Annotated in this window: 21 protein-coding genes; 4 read left to right on the forward strand and 17 right to left on the reverse strand. The window is 45.7% G+C overall.

All coding sequences use genetic code 11. The features are described 5' to 3' along the window. Nucleotides 1–59 precede the first annotated feature (59 nt). The 4 genes from C1I60_RS22935 to C1I60_RS22950 form a co-directional block, all read right to left on the reverse strand. Nucleotides 60–1,766: a peptide ABC transporter substrate-binding protein gene (locus C1I60_RS22935; RefSeq protein ID WP_137063785.1), complete on the reverse strand. Its 1,707-nt coding sequence runs from the start codon at nt 1,764–1,766 to the stop codon at nt 60–62. A gap of 153 nt (nt 1,767–1,919) precedes the next feature. Then, nucleotides 1,920–2,309 carry a DUF3397 family protein gene (locus C1I60_RS22940; protein WP_137063786.1) on the reverse strand — a complete coding sequence of 130 codons (390 nt, stop codon included), beginning with the start codon at nt 2,307–2,309 and terminating at the stop codon, nt 1,920–1,922. Nucleotides 2,310–2,313: 4 nt separating this feature from the next. Continuing rightward, nucleotides 2,314–3,273 carry a ketopantoate reductase family protein gene (locus C1I60_RS22945; RefSeq protein WP_137063787.1) on the reverse strand — a complete coding sequence of 320 codons (960 nt, stop codon included), beginning with the start codon at nt 3,271–3,273 and terminating at the stop codon, nt 2,314–2,316. A 126-nt stretch (nt 3,274–3,399) separates the two neighbouring features. Beyond that, entirely contained in the window at nt 3,400–4,050 is a 651-nt protein-coding gene (locus tag C1I60_RS22950; protein WP_134913477.1) for an RsfA family transcriptional regulator, read from the reverse strand. 297 nt (nt 4,051–4,347) lie between these two features. On the opposite strand from C1I60_RS22950, the gene C1I60_RS22955 reads away from it, so the two are divergent. Then, complete coding sequence (locus C1I60_RS22955) at nt 4,348–5,436, forward strand: coiled-coil domain-containing protein (protein WP_137063788.1); 1,089 nt, start codon at nt 4,348–4,350, stop codon at nt 5,434–5,436. Nucleotides 5,437–5,578: 142 nt separating this feature from the next. Here C1I60_RS22955 and C1I60_RS22960 read toward each other — a convergent pair whose 3' ends face one another. From C1I60_RS22960 to C1I60_RS22980, 5 genes are all read right to left on the reverse strand, one after another. Beyond that, nucleotides 5,579–6,910 carry a PhoH family protein gene (locus C1I60_RS22960; protein ID WP_137063789.1) on the reverse strand — a complete coding sequence of 444 codons (1,332 nt, stop codon included), beginning with the start codon at nt 6,908–6,910 and terminating at the stop codon, nt 5,579–5,581. Between the two features lie 369 nt (nt 6,911–7,279). Further along, entirely contained in the window at nt 7,280–8,344 is a 1,065-nt protein-coding gene (locus tag C1I60_RS22965; protein ID WP_137063790.1) for an LCP family protein, read from the reverse strand. Between the two features lie 124 nt (nt 8,345–8,468). After that, complete coding sequence (gene typA / locus C1I60_RS22970; protein ID WP_137063791.1) at nt 8,469–10,310, reverse strand: translational GTPase TypA; 1,842 nt, start codon at nt 10,308–10,310, stop codon at nt 8,469–8,471. A gap of 292 nt (nt 10,311–10,602) precedes the next feature. Then, nucleotides 10,603–11,094, reverse strand: a complete 492-nt coding sequence (locus C1I60_RS22975; protein ID WP_137063792.1) for a hypothetical protein — start codon at nt 11,092–11,094, stop codon at nt 10,603–10,605. Between the two features lie 116 nt (nt 11,095–11,210). After that, nucleotides 11,211–11,870 carry a TerC family protein gene (locus tag C1I60_RS22980; RefSeq protein ID WP_137063793.1) on the reverse strand — a complete coding sequence of 220 codons (660 nt, stop codon included), beginning with the start codon at nt 11,868–11,870 and terminating at the stop codon, nt 11,211–11,213. A gap of 202 nt (nt 11,871–12,072) precedes the next feature. Here C1I60_RS22980 and C1I60_RS22985 point away from each other — a divergent pair, with 202 nt between their 5' ends. Beyond that, the gene (locus tag C1I60_RS22985) at nt 12,073–12,774 is read left to right on the forward strand and encodes a TerC family protein (protein WP_137063794.1); all 702 of its coding nucleotides are present in this window, start codon (nt 12,073–12,075) and stop codon (nt 12,772–12,774) included. Between the two features lie 106 nt (nt 12,775–12,880). On the opposite strand, the gene thiI is transcribed toward C1I60_RS22985, so the two are convergent. The 6 genes from thiI to C1I60_RS23015 all read right to left on the reverse strand — a co-directional run bounded on the left by thiI (nt 12,881) and on the right by C1I60_RS23015 (nt 17,683). Further along, a complete protein-coding gene (gene thiI / locus C1I60_RS22990) occupies nt 12,881–14,107 on the reverse strand; it encodes a tRNA uracil 4-sulfurtransferase ThiI (protein WP_137063795.1) in 1,227 nt (408 codons plus the stop codon). 1 nt (nt 14,108) lies between these two features. Continuing rightward, complete coding sequence (locus tag C1I60_RS22995; protein WP_137063796.1) at nt 14,109–15,257, reverse strand: cysteine desulfurase family protein; 1,149 nt, start codon at nt 15,255–15,257, stop codon at nt 14,109–14,111. 154 nt (nt 15,258–15,411) lie between these two features. Continuing rightward, on the reverse strand, nt 15,412–16,107 hold the full coding sequence (locus C1I60_RS23000) for a lytic transglycosylase domain-containing protein (RefSeq protein ID WP_137063797.1): 696 nt from the start codon (nt 16,105–16,107) through the stop codon (nt 15,412–15,414). Nucleotides 16,108–16,334: 227 nt separating this feature from the next. Beyond that, nucleotides 16,335–16,715: a hypothetical protein gene (locus tag C1I60_RS23005; RefSeq protein ID WP_137063798.1), complete on the reverse strand. Its 381-nt coding sequence runs from the start codon at nt 16,713–16,715 to the stop codon at nt 16,335–16,337. A gap of 45 nt (nt 16,716–16,760) precedes the next feature. Continuing rightward, nucleotides 16,761–16,988: a DUF1540 domain-containing protein gene (locus C1I60_RS23010; protein WP_137063890.1), complete on the reverse strand. Its 228-nt coding sequence runs from the start codon at nt 16,986–16,988 to the stop codon at nt 16,761–16,763. A 188-nt stretch (nt 16,989–17,176) separates the two neighbouring features. Further along, complete coding sequence (locus C1I60_RS23015) at nt 17,177–17,683, reverse strand: YpuI family protein (protein ID WP_137063799.1); 507 nt, start codon at nt 17,681–17,683, stop codon at nt 17,177–17,179. 187 nt (nt 17,684–17,870) lie between these two features. Between C1I60_RS23015 and C1I60_RS23020 the strand changes: the two genes are divergently transcribed. Beyond that, a complete protein-coding gene (locus tag C1I60_RS23020) occupies nt 17,871–19,754 on the forward strand; it encodes a S8 family peptidase (RefSeq protein ID WP_137063800.1) in 1,884 nt (627 codons plus the stop codon). A gap of 63 nt (nt 19,755–19,817) precedes the next feature. Here C1I60_RS23020 and C1I60_RS23025 read toward each other — a convergent pair whose 3' ends face one another. Both C1I60_RS23025 and pdxR read right to left on the reverse strand, forming a co-directional pair. Then, nucleotides 19,818–20,060, reverse strand: a complete 243-nt coding sequence (locus tag C1I60_RS23025; protein ID WP_137063801.1) for a hypothetical protein — start codon at nt 20,058–20,060, stop codon at nt 19,818–19,820. An 87-nt stretch (nt 20,061–20,147) separates the two neighbouring features. Then, complete coding sequence (gene pdxR, locus C1I60_RS23030) at nt 20,148–21,623, reverse strand: MocR-like pyridoxine biosynthesis transcription factor PdxR (RefSeq protein ID WP_137063891.1); 1,476 nt, start codon at nt 21,621–21,623, stop codon at nt 20,148–20,150. Between the two features lie 230 nt (nt 21,624–21,853). Here pdxR and C1I60_RS23035 point away from each other — a divergent pair, with 230 nt between their 5' ends. Continuing rightward, nucleotides 21,854–22,264, forward strand: coding sequence for a MarR family winged helix-turn-helix transcriptional regulator (locus tag C1I60_RS23035; protein ID WP_137063802.1), 411 nt, complete (start codon nt 21,854–21,856; stop codon nt 22,262–22,264). The last annotated feature ends 45 nt before the right edge of the window (nt 22,265–22,309 follow it).

A 22,309-nucleotide genomic window follows, 5' to 3' on the forward strand; every position in this document is an offset into this window, starting at 1 on the left:
ATGGTTGTATCCACATATATATCCCGAAGTAACTATCGAACTTCAGAATTGAGCTTCAGTTACTGTGTAATATACGCTCGTGTGAAATCAATCGCTCCACTAAAGTCAAGAGCGATGTCTTTTACATTCGGTTTCGTTAAAGAAACATTTGAATAGTAGTAGATCGGAAGCATAACCATATCGTCTTGAACCAGAATTTTCTCTGCTTTTGCGAAATCTTCCATGCGTTTTGCCGGATCGGTTTCTGTCTTAGCCGCTTCAATCAAAGCATCGTATGCAGGATTAGCGTAGCCAGAATTATTATTAGTGTTGCCTGTTGTCCACATATCCAGGAATGTCATTGGATCATTGTAGTCGGCAGACCAACCACCACGAGCAATTTGGAAATTCAGCTTGTTACGTGTTTGAATAAATACGCCCCACTCTTGGTTTTGGGTTTTGATGTCCACACCAAGGTTTTTCTTCCACATATCAGCGACTGCCAAAGCAATCTTTTGGTGACCTTCACTGGAGTTATACAGCAAAGTTACCGGAGGAAGTGTAGTTACGCCTTCTTCCTTCATACCTTCTTGAAGCAATTTCTTTGCTTCAGTAAAATCTTCTTTGAAGAAATCGTCTTTATGCTCGGAACGGAACTCCTGAGAAACTCCTTTGATACCTGGAGGTACAAAGCCGTAAGCAGGAATTTGACCGCCCAATGTTACTCTCTCAACAATCGGTTGACGTTGAATAGCCATCGCAAATGCTTTGCGGATTTTAACATTATTAAATGGTTTTTCAGTTACGTTAAACAGATAGTAATACGTACTTGCAATCCCTTTAGCCTTAAACTCATTCGGCAATTCTTTTTTCACAGCCGGAATTTGGTCTGTAGGAATTTCACCGTTTGGCATACCTGCATAATCAAGTTGTCCACTTCTATAAGAAGCCAGCTCTGTTGCACCGCTGTTTACAAGAGACATCGTGATTTTGTTCAGCTTGATTTGGTCTTTACCCCAATAGTTTTCACTCTTGGTAACTTCGATCTTTTGACCGCTGTCCCAAGTTGTTAAAGTGTATGGTCCATTGGTAATCATGCTGTCTTTCTGAACCGCCCACTTGTCATTCCCTTTAATAGAAGGATGTACAGGGTAGAAGGTGTAGAAAGAAGTCAAGCCCAGGAAGTAAGGAGTTGGGTGATTGAGCTCTACTTGCAATGTATGGTCATCAACTGCTTTGACACCTACATCTTTGAAGTCTGTAATTTTAGTTCCTTTAAAAGATTTGGAAGTGCTCAGGTTGTAGCCCTCAGCATTTTTTATATAGTACAATTGGTAAGCATATGGAGGTGCTGGAGCCGTGGAAGGGTCCAATACCCGTTGCCAAGCAAATACGAAGTCACTTGCTTTGACCGGGTCGCCATTACTCCATTTTGCAGTATCACGAAGCTTGAACGTATAGGTTTTGCCGTCATCGGAAATTTTCCAGGATTCAGCTACGCCAGGAATTTCTTTTCCATCAGGACCCATACGCACGAGACCTTCATACAAAGTTTTGAGAACCGTATTCGTTTGACTATCCTGAGCTTGTGCCGGATCGAAGGTTGGCGGTTCGGAAGAAAGGTTAATGCGCAAAATTTGTTTGTCAGCCGGAGCCGGTGTAGTTGATGCATTTTCTTGTGCGCCCTTACCATTGTTTTCGTTCTTACTGCTGGAGCCACAACCTGCGAGCAGTGCGCCAACTGCAAGAACGAGTGTCAAAAGGACTAAAAAGCTTTTCCTTTTCATCTAGCGTTTTCCCCCTAGTTCTAAAGTGGTATATGTTTATAGATTATACAACCAGCGGTCAAAAAAATCTACATTACATTTCTTTAAATTGAGCTTTTTTTTCAAAAAAGCATGATTAATTCATGTTTTTTTGGGTTTTCATGTCATGTTACATCACATGTAATTGAATATATTTTTAAATATACCAATAATAGTTAATAAAATATACGCTAATGTCATGGCTATAAAAGTTAATCTCCACACTGCTCTACATAATCTTTTGCCATCCACCCTACCTTTTATTCGATTTTGTGCTCCTCCAATTAAACCCAGCGCCAGAAGCAGAAGCAGTAATATCAAATAAAAACCGAATCTTGATGAAAAAATGACGTTAAAGAGCGCCGCGACGGATAGTATCAGAAAAGCCGTAGTAATGTCCATAGATAGAAGTAACGACTTCTTTTTTTCCAGTTTAAGCAGGAAGCGGCAAACCGCAAACACGATCAGAAACGGAAAAAAGGGAAGAATGCTAAATGTGATGATGGTACCTTGTATGAGACTCAACTGATCACCCCTCTTTTAGCCGCATGCCCTCAATTAATTGCCATAATACCGCATGGGTAGGTGCAGCAACCCCTGCTTGCTCTGCCATCTGCACCAGTTGTCCGTTAATGGAAGCAACCTCTGTCATAGATTGCGCAAGCACATCGGCCAGCATAGACGACTGATTGTCTGCCGTTGCCCGGCAAACCTTCATAATATGATCCCACCATGCGCTGTCCCACCGAATATCAAGGGCTTCGTACACTTGAATGCCTTCTTCATATAGCTTGCGCATCATATGTATGCGGCCCGGATCGGAAAGCAGTTCTCCATTGGGGATTCGCCAGATTGCTGTCAGCGGATTAATCACAGCGTTGATTAGCAACTTGCGGTATATACCGTTCTCGATTTCTTTCGACAAGCAAACGTCAAATCCTGCTGTAAGTAGCGGATTTAGTACATTTTGTTCGAAACTAACGACCTGTAGCTCCTCCAGTTCATCTGGATAGCCAATTTCAGTAAACCCCAGCCCAGCATGAACGACGGATGCTACTCCCTTTCTCTTGGCTCCTTCTGTCGTTACCGCAGGGTGTAGCATTGCTTCAGGAAAGGCTTGCCTAATTCGTTCTATATGTCCGATTCCGTTCTGTAAGCAAACAATTCCGATATCGCTTTCTGTATTAGCCGCAGATTTAATCTGCTCCAGCACTTCCCCAATCGCCCCCTGTTTAGTCATTATCAAAATCCATCGTGCCGGATCCTGTGAATTCAAGCGTTGCCAATCTGCAAGCGGCGCCGCCTTTAATGCGTCTCCAGGCACACGAACAGCAACATGCCCCTCTTTTTCAAGCACAGTAATCCCTTCACAAGCTATGACCCGTGCCTGCTCAAGCGTTCGTGTCCATAGCCTTACTTTTGTACCTGAGGCCGCCAGCCTTCCAGCGAACAACAATCCGAGCGAACCTGCTCCAATAATATCAATCACTTACGTATCGTCTCGCTTCCATCTTTTTTTCTACTATATCATATGCACTCTAGAGAAATACAAAAAACGCCAACTACGACTAAGCGCGAGTTGACGTTCTATTTAACATTTGCTGCTGTAATTTTGCTACTCAATGCGCTCCAGGTTCCCATTGGCGTCCATTTTGAATCTGGATTTAAGCTCTTCCTCATCCTCAGTGATTAAAGCCAAACGGCGGGCCCGGTCCATAATCTGAATCAAGGCTTTGTAATCATCATTCACGACGCGATAGTCAGTTTGCACCTCATTAACCTCTTTGGACAACCGATCATTAATGGAGCGAAGTTGATTTAATTCCTCTTCCTTTTCACGTAAATCTTTTTCCAGCATCTTAATCTGTCGATTGGTTTCCTGTACAGATCCCTTCCATTGACGCAAAAAGCGGATCACAGCGTCGATGGACAACGTATCCTCACTCGTTCCATCCGCTCTGTATACCCCTTCAGCCATATCAAGCGTGGCAAAAGCCGCTACCTGAGATACACCAACCGGACTCTGCTTGCGAATATAACTGCGTTTTTGACGTTGCGCTTTAGCAATACTGATGGCTTCATCATAACGCTTGCGCACGCAACTGTTCCAGCGGAAGCCACATGCTGCGGAGGTTCTCCCTATTTTTTGCCCAACCTCTTCAAATGCGGCTAGCTGTGTTCCACCTTCCCGAATATGACGCAATGTCACCTCCGCCAATATCAAGTCATCTTCCGCACTCCATGCATCTTGTCTTATTGCAGTCATGCCTCTAGCCCTCCTAACAACATCCTGAAATAACCGTCTTCATGAACCGGGCTTACCGGTATTTGAATAGGGTATAAAAGCTGTTTATTCATTTCTATGCCTCTCGTAGAGTTCATAGAATCTATTTGATACTAAATTGTATTTCCATTTCTATAAGAACTCATACGTGGACAAATATAGTTTTGGGTTTCAAGCATCCTCTGGCTGCTGTACAATAAATGAATGGTTAAAGAACAAGAAAGGAACATATACATTACTGTTAGATTTTTTGCGGGAATAGATAAAAGGGGAAAATCAATGAACAGACCCACTCTAAAAAGGATAAGCTGTGCCCTGCTGACGATCATTATGATGTGGACCTCCATGTCTGCACGTCCTGTTCTGGCAGTTCCTTCAGAAGAGGCGAATCGGATTTTGCAGGATAGTCTGTCAATCGTCGAGATTGACCATGAAATTGAACGGATCAGCCAGGAACAGCAAGTGCTTTTACAACGTCAAAAGGAACTTCGAAGCAATCTTGCCACTCAGCAGAAGCAGATGACTATGCAAAGGGAACGCGCGGGCTTTGTGCTGCGCTCCTATTATATGGGGGAAAGGGACAAGCTGCTCAGTGTAGTACTGGGTGCCAAAAATCTAAAACAACTTCTCTCCCTATACGATTACTACTTGTTGCTGATTAGCCACGATCAGGATGTACTTCAAGAATACGAGTCCAATTATCGGAATATGCGAAAAACAGAAGAACAGGTCACCCGGGCTTCATCAGATTTGGAAACTGTCAAAACAAACCTGCTGGAACAACGTAAGCGTATTGTTCTGCTTCAGGCGCGTGTAAGTGACGGTGTTAACGCCAGCAAGGACCCGGATACGCTACGCAAGCTAATCGGCGAAATGACAGCATACTGGGAGAATGTAGGCGTCTACGAGGTGAACAAGCATTTTAAAGCGCTGGCTCAAGCCATGCAGGATTTGCCTCAATTTATTCAACAACAGCAAGGAGCCATGATTACAAACGGCAAAATCATTACGATAAGCATACGTGAGGATGATTTTAACCGTTTTCTGAAATCGGAAAATGAATTATTTAATCACTTCAACTTTTCCTTCGGGCAGGATCGTATTGTTGTAGAAGGCCAACAGGGAACCATGAAATTGAGGGTAGAGGGGCACTACACGGTAGAGAACGAACCACAAAATGCGATTTTATTCCATGTGGATCGTCTGGTCTTTAACGGGCTGGAGCTACCAGATACGACCCGTAACAAGCTGGAAAAGGATTTTGATCTAGGCTTCTATCCACAGCAACTCATTTCTTATGTCAAGGCCACAGAGGTACGCACCATAGCGGGAGTACTTGAGGTTAAGCTCGAATTGAGCCTGAAGTAAGGCTTTTTCGCCCTTGTATAGATCATAATTAATACATGGACAAAAATAAGAAGACCCCGGGATGTTCCCGAGGTCTTCTTATTTTACAACAAACATTACACAGTATATAAACATCCTGCTAATAGGATAGTGATATGAGCTTCTACAGCAGATCGGCTGCCAACTGCGCCAGCTTGGAGCGCTCTCCTTTTTCCAGCATAATATGCCCACTAATCCCTTCCTGCTTGAAGCGTTCTACTACATACGTCAAGCCGTTACTAGCAGCATCGAGATAGGGGTGATCAATTTGCTCCGGGTCTCCCATCAAAATGATTTTACTCCCCTCACCTACACGGGACACGATTGTTTTAATTTCATGCCGCGACAAATTCTGTGCCTCATCAATAATAATAAATTGTCCAGGTATTGAACGCCCGCGAATATAAGTGAGCGCCTCCACCTGAATGCTCCCCAAGCCCATCAAAATTTTATCGATATCGCCTGATTTTTTGGCATCAAACAAATATTCCAAATTGTCGTAAATCGGTTGCATCCACGGACGCAGCTTTTCTTCCTTTTCTCCCGGTAAATAACCGATATCCTTGCCCATAGGAACAACAGGACGGGCGATTAGCAGCTTCTTGAAGCGATGCTCATCTTCTACCTTGAGCAGACCAGCAGCGAGCGCCAGCAACGTTTTGCCTGTACCCGCTTTTCCAGTCATCGTCACTAGTGGGATATCATCATTAAGCAATAGCTCCAGCGCCATCCGCTGTTGGGCATTACGGGCACTAATCCCCCACACCGATTCATTGCTTAAATACAGAGGCTCTAATCGGTCTGCTTCCTGGTTTACTTTCAGCAAAGCCGATTTTCCAGTCCCCATCTCGTCCTTTAGAATAACAAATTCATGAGGATATAGCGTATAAGACAGCTCCAATGGCTTAATCTGTAAAAAACGATTGGAATAAAACTCATCTATGATGGACGGATGCACCTGAATTGCCGAGTACCCGGGATATAGCTCACTCAGATCACCGGTTCTGTCGGACAAATAGTCTTCGGTCAGCAGTCCTAACACGTCTGCCTTGATTCTCACCAGCACATCTTTACTAACCAGCACAACTGAACGTGGTTCAGGCAGTTCCTTCTCCTCCAGCTGATAATTCAAGGCGACTGCTAAAATTCGATTATCGTTCGAAACCTCCCCGAACATCTCCTGAACTTTTAAAAAGCTCCGATGATTTAATTCAACCTTGAGCCTCCCACCTTGCGGAAGCGGAACACCGCTGTGTAGATGTCCTACTTCCCTCAACCCATCCAGCAATCGCGATACGTTGCGGGCATTCCGTCCAATCTCATCCGCGTTGCGTTTTTTGGAGTCGATTTCTTCAAGAACAACAGCTGGAATAACCACTTCATGTTCTTTGAAGGTAAACATGGCTTTCGGATCATGCAGTAGCACATTCGTATCCAGCACAAAAATTTTCTTCATTTAGATCCCCTCCAAAGCGGCGTGGACAATCTCGTGTTTCATACCTATACCTATTCACCGGGTAGCCAATACTTGCTGATTCCCTGAAAAAGACCCCGGAAGCAGCGTTAAACAACGAAAAGTTGGTAGGTATTTATGGCCTTAGAGCCTATGCACCTTTGGATCAGACACAAAAAGGCCCAGTGATTACTCACTGGACCTTAGTTATTTCATTACGGAAAAAGCACACGATATTAGACAGCAAACGGGTATGAATGTCGAAACCATATACTTGGCGTACTACCAATTCAGACATACCTCAACCCCCTTATGTAATATATGAGCTTTACTCGCTGCGAGTATAACATAAGAGGGAAGAAAGATACAAACTCAAGAATTGGAAGAAGAGACAGTATTATTGTCGCTCGCTTTTTTTGAAAGCTCCTCTTGCAAGGATTGTCTGGCCAGTTCAAGCTTTTGCTCATCAATATAGACATAAGGACTACGCCATGTTCCTGCTACCGGATTGTATTTCACATTTTGCTTGGAAATATTCCAATAGGTCTGTACAAGATTTTTCATTTGCTGAGACTCAATATCCGTCATCAAATTCTTATCAACAGATTTAATAATCGCACTAAATTTACTTAGAGCACTGAAGGACTGCATTTGGTCAATCAAGGAATGAAGCACCTGATTTTGTCGACGGTTGCGATCAAAATCGTCAGATTCAGCTGTTCTCGGGCGACAGTTTGATTTGCGGTAACGAACAAAATCAAGTGCCTGATCACCGTTCAAATGTTGTGCTCCTGCCTTCAAGTTAATGTTAGTACCATCTGCACTGTCACGGTAACACATATTTTTGTCGACCGTAACATCTACGCCACCCAAATTATCCACAACATCTCTGAAGCCCTGGAAGTTAATAACCGTCACATAATCGATGTCAATATTCAAATATTTGCCGATCATCTTCTTCATTTGCTCTTCAGCGACTTCACCAGACTCTTTCTCTCTAGCCTTGAACACCGGATAGTACTCATTCAGCTTACGAGGTTTATATCCTTCCAGTTCCAGCCGCGTATCCCTCGGTAACGACACGATCGTAGATGATTTGGTATTCGGATTCAGTGTAGCTACCATAATAACGTCCGACAAATAAGTTGGATGATCAGGGCGGTAATCCGTCCCAAGCAACAAAATGGTCAAAGGCTTTGCCTCGGCCAATTGTGTTTTGGGCACTTCCTTATTGATCCCCGTATCCAAAACTTCCTCTACCTGATTGTATAGGTAATAGGCATAACCGCCAGCCGCCAAGATACCTATAATAAGCAGAAACAGAACAAACTTCATAAACGATCTGAAAAAGCTTTTTTTCTTTTTGGTTTTTTTCGGTTTGGCGGATTTTTTCCCGCTTTGTGTCCGGGGAGGCAATCCGTTAGTAAGATTACTCATGCTTCAACACCTTTTCCTGCGTTTTGAGAAATAAAAATTTCTCTAAGTTTACAATCCTAAAACAGCTACAGCGGCGCATCCCGTTGCCGGGCGTCGCCGCTGTGGCCAAAACCAATCCAATCAATTACGAATTTGCTTGTGCTGTTTTACGCTGTTTTTCTGCACGCTCGCGCTCGCTTTTGTTCAAAATCTTTTTGCGCAAACGAATAGCATTAGGTGTAATTTCACAGTACTCATCATCATTCAAATACTCAAGCGCCTGTTCCAAAGAGAAAATACGTGGTGTTTTAAGTTTTACGGTATCGTCTTTTGTTGCAGAGCGGACGTTCGTCAATTGCTTCTCTTTACAAATGTTAACAACGATGTCGTTATCACGTGTATGCTCTCCGACAACCATACCTTCATAAATCTCAGTACCCGGCTCCAGGAACAGAATACCACGATCCTCTACACCCATCATTCCATAAAATGTAGTAGTACCATTTTCTGTTGAAATGAGTACGCCTTGGTGACGTCCACCGACTTGACCGCCAACAAATGGACCATAGCTGTCAAACGCATGGTTCATTACGCCATAACCACGAGTCAAAGTCAGGAAGTTCGTAGTGTAACCAATCAGACCACGTGCAGGAATCAGGAATTCCAAACGAACCTGTCCGGTGCCGTTGTTGATCATGTTGACCATTTCAGCTTTGCGGGATCCCAGACTTTCCATAACTGCGCCCATGCTTTCTTCAGGAATATCAATGAGGAGACGTTCAATTGGCTCCATTTTCTTGCCATCAATTTCCTTCACGATTACTTCCGGCTTGGACACTTGCAGTTCATAACCTTCACGACGCATGTTTTCAATCAGGATACCCAGATGCAACTCACCACGTCCAGATACGATAAATGCGTCAGGACTGTCGGTTTCATCGACACGCAAGCTGACATCCGTTTCGAGCTCTTTCAGAAGACGCTCGCGGAGTTTACGGGATGTGATCCATTTACCTTCGCGACCTGCGAATGGGCTGTTATTAACCAGGAAGGTCATTTGAAGCGTTGGCTCATCAATCTTGAGTACAGGTAAAGCTTCAGGATGGTTTGGATCGGCAATCGTTTCGCCAATGTTAATATCCTTGATCCCTGCAATAGCCACAATATCACCAGCGCCCGCTTGATCGGTTTCAATCCGTTTCAGACCTTGGAAACCGAACAGCTTCTCAATACGCGCTGATTTGCTGCTGCCGTCACGCTGCATAACCGTAACCGCTTGACCCTGCTTGATAATACCACGGTTTACACGACCAACTGCAATGCGGCCAAGATATTCGTTATAGTCCATCAGTGTTACGAGGAATTGAAGAGGCTCATCTATTTTCTCCGTTGGAGCTGGGATGTGATCCACAACGGTTTCGTACAATGCCTGCATGTTATCATCTTGCTTTTCGGCATCCAAACTGGATGTTCCGTTCAGAGCTGAAGCATACACAACAGGGAATTCTAACTGCTCATCACTCGCACCCAACTCGATGAACAGATCAAGTACTTCATCAATTACTTCGGCTGGACGAGCTGCCGGACGGTCAATTTTGTTAACAACAACGATTGGCGTCAGGTTCTGCTCCAACGCTTTACGCAGTACAAATTTAGTCTGCGGCATACAACCTTCGTAAGCATCAACGACGAGCAAAACACCGTCAACCATTTTCATAATCCGTTCCACTTCGCCGCCAAAGTCGGCGTGTCCCGGTGTATCCACAATGTTAATCAGAAAATCTTTGTACGTAATAGCTGTATTTTTAGCTAAAATCGTAATACCGCGTTCACGCTCCAGATCGTTGGAGTCCATGGCGCGCTCCTGAACAGCCTCGTGATCTCTAAATGTTCCGGACTGTTGAAGAAGCTTGTCGACAAGCGTCGTTTTGCCGTGGTCGACGTGGGCAATAATAGCAATATTGCGAATGTTCTCTCTTGCATGCATGGTTTGTATCCATATCCTTTCCGTATATCAAAATAGTGTCTCTATCCTGAAAGTAATGCTTATCCAAGGCTAACAATCGTTCTTCAGGCCCGCTCCCTGCCAACCCTCTGTATTTTTCAGGCATTGCAGGCAGCTTCTCTTTCCGATTCGCGTGAAAACCTTAAAATAAGCGTCAGAAAACATTCCGACGCTCTTATCATATCCATTATATTATAGTTGAAATATGTCATAAAGCAAGACATTATTGGCTGTTCCGTAATTTACCGCCATAAATTTTGCACTGCTTGTCGTTTCACCATTTACGTTTGGTACGATTGTTAACAATCAGCCATATCCCAGCACCGATCAATACCACTGCAAAAACATAAATCATTCCGGTCCTCAACATGCTAATAATCAGTAGAAGTACCGAAACTAGTCCTAAAATCATGCTCCCTGTATATATAGTGCGAGACAGCGTTATATCATTAATAGCGTATTCCCATAATCCAATCGCGACACCCAGCAGTAACATAGGCCATAGAAAAGCTATCAGATGCCAGCCCCATGTATTACAGAGAAAAAATAAAAAACCGTACACCGACAAAATCCCGGCCGGCAACAGCATAATGGGAGAAACCTTACGCATCATGTACATCGCATGCAGTATAATACCAGGTATTAAAATCAGCAAGGGCCAGAAGCTTCGTCCCAAAAAGGAGAAGACCCCCAGTTTTCCCAACAAAATAATCAGTCCTACGGCAATGATGCCCAACCCGATCATACGCTCTTTTCTGGAATTCATCGTGGTCTCCTTTATTTGCTGGATTTTATAGTGTTTTTACAAAAACCGAGTAGATTCCCTGGCGTTTGCAAAAGCCCTATATCTAGTTTAGCCGATGTTTTCCAAAAAAACTACGTTCAAATACGGCGGGCTTGCAACTGCTGAACTATTCCTGCAATTACAACTGCGGCGGCCAGCAATCCCGGCAACCATGAAGGTAAAACTTCCCCAGGCCCGGTTAACCACGCTCCCAGCCTGGGATCACGCAGCAGCATTTCACCTGCTGTGAAAGCCAATATTGCAGATCCAAGTAAAACAAGTACAGGGAAACGGTGAAGCCAGACTGCAATAACGTTACTCCCCCATACAACAATTGGAATACTAATCGCAATACCGATGACAATGATCGCAATATCCCCATCTGCAAGTGCTGCAATAGCCAATACATTATCCAGACTCATCACAAAATCCGCCACCAGAATCACCTGTATAGCCTTCCATATAGTTGTTTCCGCTCTTACTCCCACATGATCGTTATTCTCATAAAGCAGCTTAAATGCAATCCATAACAGAAGCAGACCGCCTGCCGCCTGAATAAAGGGTATTCCCAGCAAAAGGACAGCTGCAAAAGTCAACACACAGCGCAGGACAACTGCGGCGAGCGCCCCCCACCATATTGCTTGGCTCCGCTGCCTTGCAGGCAAGTTTTTGCTCGCCATGGCTATAACAACCGCATTATCACCGCTTAACACCAAATTGATCATTAATATTTTCAACAGCAAAATGATATGCTCCATGTGTACAAACACCCCCATGCTACTTGTATGCAAAATAGGACGAGGCTATGCTGTGTACATAATTTATTAAAAATCAATACCAGACTTGTTGAGCATAATCCTTGAAATCAATAGCAAACAGCAATATAATGAATCGTATTTCCGAAAAACGGGTATTAATCATAAACAGAGCATACTGAACTTAGGTTGTTTAATCAGGGAGATGAGAACGATTGACATGTCCGGATTTCAGTTTTTTGGGCTACTGCTTAATGTGATATTTATTGACCTTCTGCTTGCAGGAGATAATGCTATTGTCATTGGACTTGCCGCCCGAAAGCTACCGACCGAAACGCAAAAAAAAGCAATTTTGTATGGTACCGGCGGTGCTCTACTCATTCGTATAGCCGCCACGATTGTCGTGCTTTGGCTGCTTCAAGTGCCGTGGCTGTTACTCGTCGGGGGTGTAATGCTGATATGGATTGCATATAAGCTGCTGGTAGATCAGGAGGACCACGCCGAAGTCAAAGCCGGAACGACTTTATGGGGGGCTATCCGAACCATCATAATAGCCGATGCAGCCATGGGGCTGGACAACGTAATCGCCGTCGCAGGCGCTGCCCAGCAGCATTTGATATTGGTGGTGCTCGGTCTGCTGATCAGCGTACCGATTGTCGTGTGGGGGAGCACTCTTTTCATCAAGCTTATTAACAAATTTCCTTGGATCATTTATTTGGGCTCGGCTGTGCTTGGCTATACCGCCTCTAATATGATTACTGAGGAACGCAAGCTGGAGCCATACTTTACCGAACACCCCGCACTGCGCATCCTGTTTATTGCCACAGTGATGGCTGGTATTCTGCTCACAGGCTATCTTCAAAACCGCAGATCCATATCCAGGCGAAAAAAAGCCGTTTTGAAATAATTTCAAGAAAAATACTTGTATATCTATAATTTAAAAAAGGCAGACCCGACAATAGTCGATGAATCTGCCTTTTTATATACCGCTAAACGTAGCATCTCAAAAGATTTTAAAACCAATCCTCCTGCACAACTTCCTCTTTACGTCCCTCTATAGCTCCATCTGCCTCAAGCACAACAGTTTCCGTTGTAGCCACGGCCTGCTCAAGCAAAGTATTTAAATCCCGAATAGAGGCTTCGATCTTTTGAACAACCCATAAATTAGGATTGGTCGTTGGGGATTTGGGAACAAACAATGTGCAGCAATCCTCATATGGCAGGATAGATAGATCATATGTGCCGATTTGCTTGGCTATTTCCGTAATTTCCTGTTTATCCATCATCACGAGAGGACGCAGCAACGGTAGTTCCGTCGAACGCCCAATCACATTCATGCTCGATAAAGTTTGGCTGGCTACTTGGCCTAGACTATCACCCGTTACAAGCGCCAGCGCGCCTTCGCGCTCCGCCAGCATCGTCGCAATACGCAGCATGGACCGTCTCATCAGCGTAATGATTAGATTATCCTGTCCAGTGCGTGTAAAAGCAGTCTGCACCTCTGTAAAAGGTACGAGATGAATCTTGATGCGTCCGGCGTAACCCGCCAATACCCTCGCCAAGTCAATAACCTTTTCTTTCGCACGCTCACTCGTAAACGGATAGCTGTAAAAATGGACGCATTCGATTTCCAATCCTCTGCGCATGGAGGACCATCCCGCTACCGGACTGTCAATTCCGCCCGAGAGCAGCAGCATAGCTTTACCATTTGTACCTAACGGATAGCCTCCTACAGCAGTAATAATATCGCTAAATATATAAGCCGTCTGCTCTCTGACTTCCACCCGCAGCTCGATATCCGGCTGGCGGACATCGACCTTTAACACTGGAAATTCGCGCAGTACCGGCGAGCCAATCAAATGATTCATCTCATGAGAAGAATGTGCAAATCCTTTCCACACCCTGCGAGCATTGACCTTGAAGGTCGTTCCTTCCGTCGGATTCAACTCACGCATCAAGGCTACAGCGGTTTCAATAATCGTGTCAAGCTCAACAGGAGCCATTTTAACAGGACTGATGGTGGTGATACCAAACACCTTTTGCAACACTTGGATGATCTGCTCATAAGACTCTCCCCCGAGAACGACATAAATCCGTCCAAATTCCTTACGCAGAGAAGTACCGGGAAACGGCTTGAGCAACAGTTTTACGTGATTCAGTACCGCTTTTTCAAAACGGGCGCGGTTTTTCCCTTTCAATGTAAATTCGCCAAAGCGAAGCAACAGCATGTCATAGTGCATTTTAACGTGTCCACCTTTCAAGGGATTCCAATTGTGCCACAGCCTGGCGAAGCGCGAGAATAAGCTCGTCAATATCCTGTTCTGTATGTTCATCGCCGAAGCTGATCCGAATACCGCCGGACGCCTCCGCCTTATTGCGACCCATCGCCAATAATACCCGACTAGGCTCGGCCAATTTGGAGGAACAAGCCGATTGGGTCGATACTGCCACGCCCAATTGCTCCAGCGTATGCAGCAGCACCTCTGCCTTCATACCCGGATACGAAAAATGGACAATGTGCGGCGCTTCCTCCCCGCTATTCAGTCGCAATTGAGGGATCGTCTTCACTTCCGCCGCTATCCGGTCTCTCCACCCAGTCATACGCTGCGCTGCCTCTGCTTGCCGCTCTCCTGCCAGCCGGACCGCCTTGGACATACCGACGAGCAGCGGAACATTTTCCGTACCTGCACGAAATCCCTGCTCCTGAGAGCCTCCGCTAAGCAGTGGGAAAAGCTCCACACCTTCCCGAACAAAAAGTAGTCCGGCTCCTTTGGGACCACGCAGCTTATGTGCGGACAGGCTGTACAGATCAGCCTTCCAGCCCCGGATATCCACCGGAAGCTTTCCATAGCCCTGAACACCATCGACATGGAACAGTACACGTGGGAACTGTTCCTTCAACGCAACTCCGATATCACGCAACGGCTGTACCCTTCCCGTCTCATTATTGACATGCATAATGCTGACTAAAATCGTGTCTTTGCGGATAGCTGCACATACCTGCTCGGCACTGACATGCCCTTCCGCGTCAACGGGGAGAAATGTGACCTCAAAACCGAGGTCTGACAGTTGTCTGCAAGCTTCATACACGGACGGGTGCTCCGTCGATACTGTGACGATATGCTTGCCTCTGGCCTGATACTGCAAGGCCACTCCCTTAATAGCGAGATTGTTGCTTTCCGTTGCCCCGGATGTGAACACAATCTCCGCCGGATGTACGACCAATGCTGTAGCACAAACCTCCCGGGAACGCTTAAGCAGCTTATCCGCATCCTCCCCGTACCGATGCATTGAGGACGGATTGCCATAATGGCGTCTCATCACCTCAGCAATTGTCGTAATCACCTCTTCAAAAGGCGGAGTCGTCGCTGCATAATCAAAATATATCATGGAACTCCCCTTTCTGCCCTGTAACCTCTACAACAAAAAAAGACCAAAACAGGGAAAGGCCACTGTATTACACAGTGACACCCTTTCCCCATATTGATCCTGCCTGCGGACCTGTCTGATTAAAATTATGTTTTTTCTTTATAAGCTACAGGGCTTAATACGTATATTTTTCACGCGCATTCTGAATTTTGGTAATATACTTTTGCGTTTCTACCGGAAGCTTGTCCAGCACAGCCATCAGCTGCTCGTCACTATTCACACCCAGTCGCTGTATACGCCCGGGGCCTGCATTATAAGCTGCCAAGGCCATATTTTCCTGTCCGTTAAAACGCTTAATCTGGTAAGACAAATAACGAACTCCGGCATCAATATTCTGTGCAGGGTCATACGCATCGCTAACTCCCAAGCCTTGGGCCGTAGCATCCATAAGCTGCATAAGCCCTTTGGCTCCTGCTGAAGAAGTGACCAGCGGGTTAAACGAGGATTCCGTATCAATGACCGCTTTAATCAGCGACACCGGAACCCCGTATTTATTGCTGGCCTCGTTAATTAAATCATCATAAGCTGTAGGTTTGGTCGGCCCATCGGTTGCTGTGCTGGAAGCAGGATATACCGCCAATGGCGAAGCCGTTCCCCTCGATGGTCCCAATTGGAGCCAGAGCAACCCATTTTCATCCCTTGTAACGTCACCTGAATTTACACGAGCTGCAGCATCATCTGTCTCCAACTGCCCTGCCTGCTCAAGTAATCCGGAAAAAGCATCCGTTGTACCCGTTTGTGCTGTAGTACCTATATTATTCAACAACTGCGCATCAATTATGGACTTGGACACGCGCGGATCTATTTGCATATGGTATTCCCAACTTTCTTTAGTTGTTATATCCCAAACAGCCTATCATTACTGTTTATGATACAACGTTTTGCTATGTACTGCCATACTTTTTAACGAAAAAAAAGCTCCGTATCTGTCGAATTGACAGCGGAGCTTCATGGTACTGGGTCAATACAGATAGATTGCTACAATAATTTTACTCGAACAGAGCAAGCGATCACCCGGCTCTTCGTGCCTTCACAAGATCAACGAACAAACGGAATAAAAGCAAAGTAACTTAATGTCGCCAGCGCACCCAGTCCAATCGACCAAATACCTGTTGTTTTGTTCCCATTTACATAAGCAAAAAAGCCCAACACTGCAGCAATAGGCCCCAGCACAATTGACCACATAAACAGTGCAGCAATTCCTGCGGCTAGACCGATATAGCCAGAGATACGTCCAGTTTGGCTTTTGACATGCTGCTCATCCTTTTCCTCATGCCGAGTCACGGCTGGTGAGCCGGGAGCTACCTCAGCCGCATATTCCTCCCGGTGATTGCGACGCTTGGCAGACCGCTCTTTAATGCGACGGGGGTAGTCCACACGCTCACGGTCTTGATGCTTATCAGTTTCATGATCCTCCATAATACACTACACCTCCAAATACGTAATGATTCGCGGTATGAATTTTTACAGGGACTTTGGTTTGAAAGTGTGGCAACAGGTTGCAGCAGATGTTGCAGCCTGGTCACGTTCGGCTGAGCTGAAGCTTTCACCCGCATATTCTTCATCAAATTTTTTCCTGGCATGACTGTCAATTTCTATCATGATCAAATCTGCCTTGCACAAGTTGTTTTCTCCCCAATAATGACAATTGTCTACGCTGCATTTGACTATTGGCTTGGCCTCTTGGCTCATGATTATCACCTCGGATTCATTGTCCCCCCCGCAGCGTTCACCTATGCGCACATGGCATATGGCAGTTGGTGACATACGAAAAAAGCCGTCTCCGGCACTTCCCCCAAACTGGAAGGAAGCAAACAGGAAACGGCTTGCTTGTCTCATATGTTTTTGTTTTCAATTGAAAAAATCACTTGGCTAGATGCTTACACATGTGTACGACGAGTCTGCATCCGGCGCTGAGTCAAATAATCGCTTTCATAATAAGCAAGATCATCGCGCAATTCTTCAAAATTTTTCGTAATGTCCATGATCACTTCGCGGGCAGGCGTTACTGGCGTTTTACGGAAGCGTATAGCATCTTGTCCCGTATAAGCGTAGCGTCCGTCCTCTGCGTAAGATTCATTTTTGGGATAAAAAAAGCTGTTCACGCAGTCATGGTAAACGTTATACAATGCCTTTTCCGCAAAATCCACGTCAAAGTTGGCACGGCGCAAGGATACACCCAGCTTTTCATAAGTTACTTCGGAAAAAACAAGGACATGGCGGAGATCCGACAAAAAGCCTTTGTAAAAGAGTACAGACTCCTCACTTCCATCCACAGCCAGTTCCGGCAGTGCATGCTCATTAAGAAATGCTTCCACCCGTTCCACGGCAGATTTCAGTTTCTCCTGCGCCGACTCACATAATTTTTGTACGTTGACTGCTGACATCAATGAAGCTCCCCCTTATTTGTTGCTTGTTCATCAATTTGGTTACCCGAAAATAGATCCTTCTTAAACGAAAGAGCTGTAATTTTCAGTATTTATCCTAACACAAATAAAGATTGAAAGGTATAAAAACATGCCAACCTTCTCACGCTAAACCATAAATTCATAAACTCCCAAGGAGGACGGTCCCATGTCTCGGCATAAATGGTTAAAACCTCTGATCGGAGCAGCCGCCGGGGTGCTTATCATCACCCTGATGCTGCCTTCCCGAGATCACCGCCACACACCACAGCCCGAATATGCGGCAAAAATGGTGCCACAGCAGGAAAAGCAGCTCAAAAAAGGAATGTTGGCTTTGGACTTGTCCGCTACGGATACCATCACCCGTATGGATGCTAGGCAGGATATTGAATACGTAATGCGAGAACTGAATGGTAAAACCAATGATCAGAAAAAGCATTTTGTCCGCAAGCTTCAGCAGTCGCACAGTCATCTTCACACGCTACAGTGGATCAATACACGTCAAGGAAAGAGCACTACCTACACAGGCAGCAAGGCACAACCCCGTCTACTTAATCACGTTCAAGTCAAAAACAGTCTAGATGCGGCTCGCCGTTCCGTCCTGCAAAACAAATCTTACGAATCCGCAGCCTTTCAGGTCGAGGGTCGAAAATATTTTGTCATGGCAGAGCCAGCGACTGACGGAACATACGGCGTTGCCGCGCTGGTCAGCCAGCAAGTGCTTCATGACGTGGAAAAGCATCAGCGCAAAAACCTGCGCCTGATTCCATACCCGAAGGAGGGCAGCTACAAAATCGAATCTGTACATCCCGACACACTGCATGATATTACCGTCAAGACGGGTCATGACAATGAAAATGCGAGCCATTATTTTGAAAACGAAATCGTCGTTCGCTTTCGCCAAAATCCTGATCAACAGCAATTACGCGAAATTGCAGCAGATTTGAACTGTGAGCCAGGCCGAAAGCTCGGTTATACGTATGTGTTCCATTCGAATAACATGAGCTTCAAAGAGCTACAGCAATATTTCTCGCAGAAGTGGAACCCGGTATATGCAGAACCTCACTACATGTATCTGACTAATAAAAAAACACCCGTAAAAGCGTCGGATGTCTCTATTCCGAATGACCTACTCTTTTCCCGCTATCAGTGGAATCTGCCAGCCACCGAAACCAACCGGGGCTGGGCATTATCCAAAGGCAGCAAAAATGTCGTCGTAGCCGTCGTGGATACGGGAGTGGATATGGACCATCCTGATCTAAAGGGCCAAATCCTGCCGGGACACAACGTAGTCAACCCGAAGGAAAAGCCTTACGATGACGTCGGTCACGGAACGCATGTTGCCGGCATCATTTCCGCGCTCGTGAATAACGGCGAGGGTGTTGCTGGCATGACATGGTACAACAAGGTTATGCCAGTCAAGGTACTCGATCAATCCGGCTCCGGTACCACATATTCCGTGGCAGAGGGAATTATATGGGCCGCAGACCATGGAGCCAAGGTCATTAATTTGAGCCTCGGCAATTATGCGCAAGCTGAATTTTTGCACGATGCGATTAAATATGCCTATGACAAGGATGTTGTATTAGTCGCGGCCACAGGAAATGATAATACGGAACGGCCCGGCTATCCCGCTGCCTATCCTGAAGTATTTGCCGTATCTGCCACAGACGCATCCATGCACCGTGCTTCCTTTTCTAACTACGGAGATTATGTTGACGTTATGGCCCCCGGCGCAAGCATAGCAAGCACGTATCCAGGGAACCAATACGCTGCCCTCTCAGGCACTTCGATGGCCAGTCCGCATGTATCAGCGCTCGCGGCCCTCGTTCGTTCCATCAACCCCGACCTAACGAACAAAGAGGTCATGGATTTAATGAGAAACAGCGTGATTGATTTGGGTACACCGGGGCATGACAAATATTTCGGATATGGCCAAATCGATGTATATAAGGCGTTGAAAGCGGCTCAACGTCCGTATGTTCCTTTGCAGCTTTATCCACAGCATTTAGGTGACAAGATAAAATCTCTCTTGAAGATGCTGGAAACGTAAAGAGATTCCATTTGGGCAAAAAGCAGCCATGTACGCTCCATGGCTGCTTTTTTTTGTAATCTCTTAGCGCTTAGAGCTGCTACGTACCTGACGCTTGCCATTACTGCGAGTATGACTGCGGGTGTGACAGCAAGGGTCACCTGGATCCTTTACAGTCACTGGGAATACATGGTGTGGTACAGGTATAATGTGCGCTTGATTGATAATCTCAATCGGATGAACAACGGGAACAACTTGCGGATAAAATTGATGATTTACAAATTGGATCGGCGGGCACACGATCGGTTCGTTAGGGCAATGACTCATAATGTGCAACTCCTTTCGGTGAATTAGTACAGCATATTACGAAGGGGCTCCCAGTGATTGGATGATTACCCCCTATTGCAAATATCCTTACAAAATAGGCCTTCGTTCCATGATGACCGAGCGGTCAAGCAGTTCTCCCAGCAAGCGGCATAACTTGCGCAATCCTGCTTCGAGTGTATCCTTGGCCGTGTATGAAAAGGAAATACGAATATGATTACTTTCCATACCACCTGCATAACATACCCCTCCTGGTAAAAAGGATATACCTTCACGATCAGCTAATCGTCCCAGCTCTTCGATATCAATAGCAGGCGGTAGTTTTATCCATATATTAAGACCACCCTCAGGTGCTTGCCAGGTGACTTCTGCAGGGGCAAAGCGCTGGAGTGTGTGCAGAGCAGTGGTCAGACGGTCCTGCATTTGATCTCTTAACGAGACGAGATGGTTATCCAGCCGATGCCTGATGAAAGGTAACAATGCTTTTTGCGTCAACAAAGGGCTTCCCAGATCCGTAGTTGACTTGGCTGCCACAAGGCGGTCCAGCACACTTCCTGTAGCCACTACACAAGCGATACGACAGCCGGGAGCGACGGTTTTACTGAAGCTTTTAATATAAATCACATGTCCGGACAGATCATGCGCCTTGATGGGAAGCGGCGGCTTTGTTTTGTAGTACAGATCAGAAAACGGATCATCTTCGACAATCAGACAATGATAACTTTGCGCCAGATCCAGAAGTTGCATGCGTCTGACCGTCGTTAAGGTTATTCCAGTGGGATTATGAAAGGTAGGTATCGTATAGATCAGCTTTGGAGGATGAATGTCACAAAGGCGTGTCAGGATATCCATGCGCATGCCCTGCTCATCCATCGGAATCATGACCACCTTGGCACCTCGGCTGGTGAATACATCAATCGCACCCGTATACGTAGGAGCCTCCATATAGACGACGTCACCAGGACCAACGAACGTACGCGCCACAAGATCAATCCCCTGCTGGGCGCCGCTTGTCACAAGCAGATGCTCTGCTTCAGTACGGATTCCACGTTCGCTCAGGTGAACTGCAAATACTTCCCTCAGTTCTACATCCCCTTCGAAGGTGCCGTAAACAGCCATCGCATCGGGATCTTCGGAGGATAAACGTCGGGTATCGTCAATGATTTCACGAGTGGGAAGAAGCTCTGGCTGAACTGCCGCAATATGAAATGAATAGGGAACCTGACGGCTATGATTAAAGTTTCTCCACAACTGTGCACGCGGCAAGTAATCAATCAGCGACATTTGCCATGATAAATCCAGCGCCTCCTCACGATGCAATGACACAGAAGGCTCGGCTACATAGCATCCCTTTCCCTGTGTACACACCACAAGTTGTATGGATTCGAGCTCCGCATACGCCTTGCTTACAGTTACAGGGCTAACGGATAGCAGACTGGACAAATGGCGGACAGAAGGAAGCTTTGTACCCTGAGGCAGCAGTCCGGACTGGATACGGTCCGCCAATGTTTTGGCAATTTGTACATATAATTTGACACTGCTATTGCGACTGAGTTCAATATGCATCGTAATCGTCCCTCCAGGATCTTGACCATTGGCTTCCATTGTAACATTCAATCACTTGGTAGACGACGCGAATCGGCCGAACGTGCTTCTTTTTCCAAGATCATCGATCCCATTCAATATATTCCCGTCATGGATGCTTCTTTTATTCCATTTTTTCTCGAATTGACTTTTTACCTGGGCATCATTATTATCTTATAGTATAAGATAAAAGCTAGAAGGTGTTGTGACCATTGGATTATAAGACATTAGCGACAGAAATATTCGAGTATATTGTCAAAAAGCACAAACCGTCATTAGAGGAGCGAGGGCACTACTCACGTGGTGAAATGGGGATCCTCATATGTCTGAATTTAAATAAGGGCGGGGTTACCTCGGGCCACTTGAGCGAATACTTGTCTGTCAGTACGGGACGGGTAGCAACGGCGCTGAAGAGCCTGGAGAAGAAAGGTCTGGTTGTACGCCATACCGATGTCACCGACAAACGTAAGGTGATTGTATTCATTACGGATTCAGGCAAGCAATTTATGATTGACAAGTATAATGAAGGAATCGCCTGGACCGAGAGCATTCTTCGCAAGCTGGACGAACAGGATGCCAAAGAATTTATCCGACTCATTAAGCTTATTGTCTCTAAAAGTTGAATTCATATGTAAATTGCACCAAACACCTAAGATTTTCAGATAAAA

It is taken from the genome of Paenibacillus terrae (assembly GCF_005217525.1).
GTDB classification, from domain to species: Bacteria; Bacillota; Bacilli; order Paenibacillales; family Paenibacillaceae; genus Paenibacillus; species Paenibacillus terrae_C.

Coding starts and splice junctions, on each gene's coding strand:
- C1I60_RS22935 (WP_137063785.1), bottom strand. CDS start 1,766: ATGAAAAGGAAAAGCTTTTTAGTCCTTTTGACACTCGTTCTTGCAGTT.
- C1I60_RS22950 (WP_134913477.1), bottom strand. CDS start 4,050: ATGACTGCAATAAGACAAGATGCATGGAGTGCGGAAGATGACTTGATA.
- C1I60_RS22955 (WP_137063788.1), top strand. CDS start 4,348: ATGAACAGACCCACTCTAAAAAGGATAAGCTGTGCCCTGCTGACGATC.
- C1I60_RS22960 (WP_137063789.1), bottom strand. CDS start 6,910: ATGAAGAAAATTTTTGTGCTGGATACGAATGTGCTACTGCATGATCCG.
- C1I60_RS22965 (WP_137063790.1), bottom strand. CDS start 8,344: ATGAGTAATCTTACTAACGGATTGCCTCCCCGGACACAAAGCGGGAAA.
- typA (WP_137063791.1), bottom strand. CDS start 10,310: ATGCATGCAAGAGAGAACATTCGCAATATTGCTATTATTGCCCACGTC.
- C1I60_RS22975 (WP_137063792.1), bottom strand. CDS start 11,094: ATGAATTCCAGAAAAGAGCGTATGATCGGGTTGGGCATCATTGCCGTA.
- C1I60_RS22980 (WP_137063793.1), bottom strand. CDS start 11,870: ATGGAGCATATCATTTTGCTGTTGAAAATATTAATGATCAATTTGGTG.
- C1I60_RS22985 (WP_137063794.1), top strand. CDS start 12,073: ATGAGAACGATTGACATGTCCGGATTTCAGTTTTTTGGGCTACTGCTT.
- thiI (WP_137063795.1), bottom strand. CDS start 14,107: ATGCACTATGACATGCTGTTGCTTCGCTTTGGCGAATTTACATTGAAA.
- C1I60_RS22995 (WP_137063796.1), bottom strand. CDS start 15,257: ATGATATATTTTGATTATGCAGCGACGACTCCGCCTTTTGAAGAGGTG.
- C1I60_RS23000 (WP_137063797.1), bottom strand. CDS start 16,107: ATGCAAATAGATCCGCGCGTGTCCAAGTCCATAATTGATGCGCAGTTG.
- C1I60_RS23005 (WP_137063798.1), bottom strand. CDS start 16,715: ATGGAGGATCATGAAACTGATAAGCATCAAGACCGTGAGCGTGTGGAC.
- C1I60_RS23010 (WP_137063890.1), bottom strand. CDS start 16,988: ATGAGCCAAGAGGCCAAGCCAATAGTCAAATGCAGCGTAGACAATTGT.
- C1I60_RS23015 (WP_137063799.1), bottom strand. CDS start 17,683: ATGTCAGCAGTCAACGTACAAAAATTATGTGAGTCGGCGCAGGAGAAA.
- C1I60_RS23020 (WP_137063800.1), top strand. CDS start 17,871: ATGTCTCGGCATAAATGGTTAAAACCTCTGATCGGAGCAGCCGCCGGG.
- C1I60_RS23025 (WP_137063801.1), bottom strand. CDS start 20,060: ATGAGTCATTGCCCTAACGAACCGATCGTGTGCCCGCCGATCCAATTT.
- pdxR (WP_137063891.1), bottom strand. CDS start 21,623: ATGCATATTGAACTCAGTCGCAATAGCAGTGTCAAATTATATGTACAA.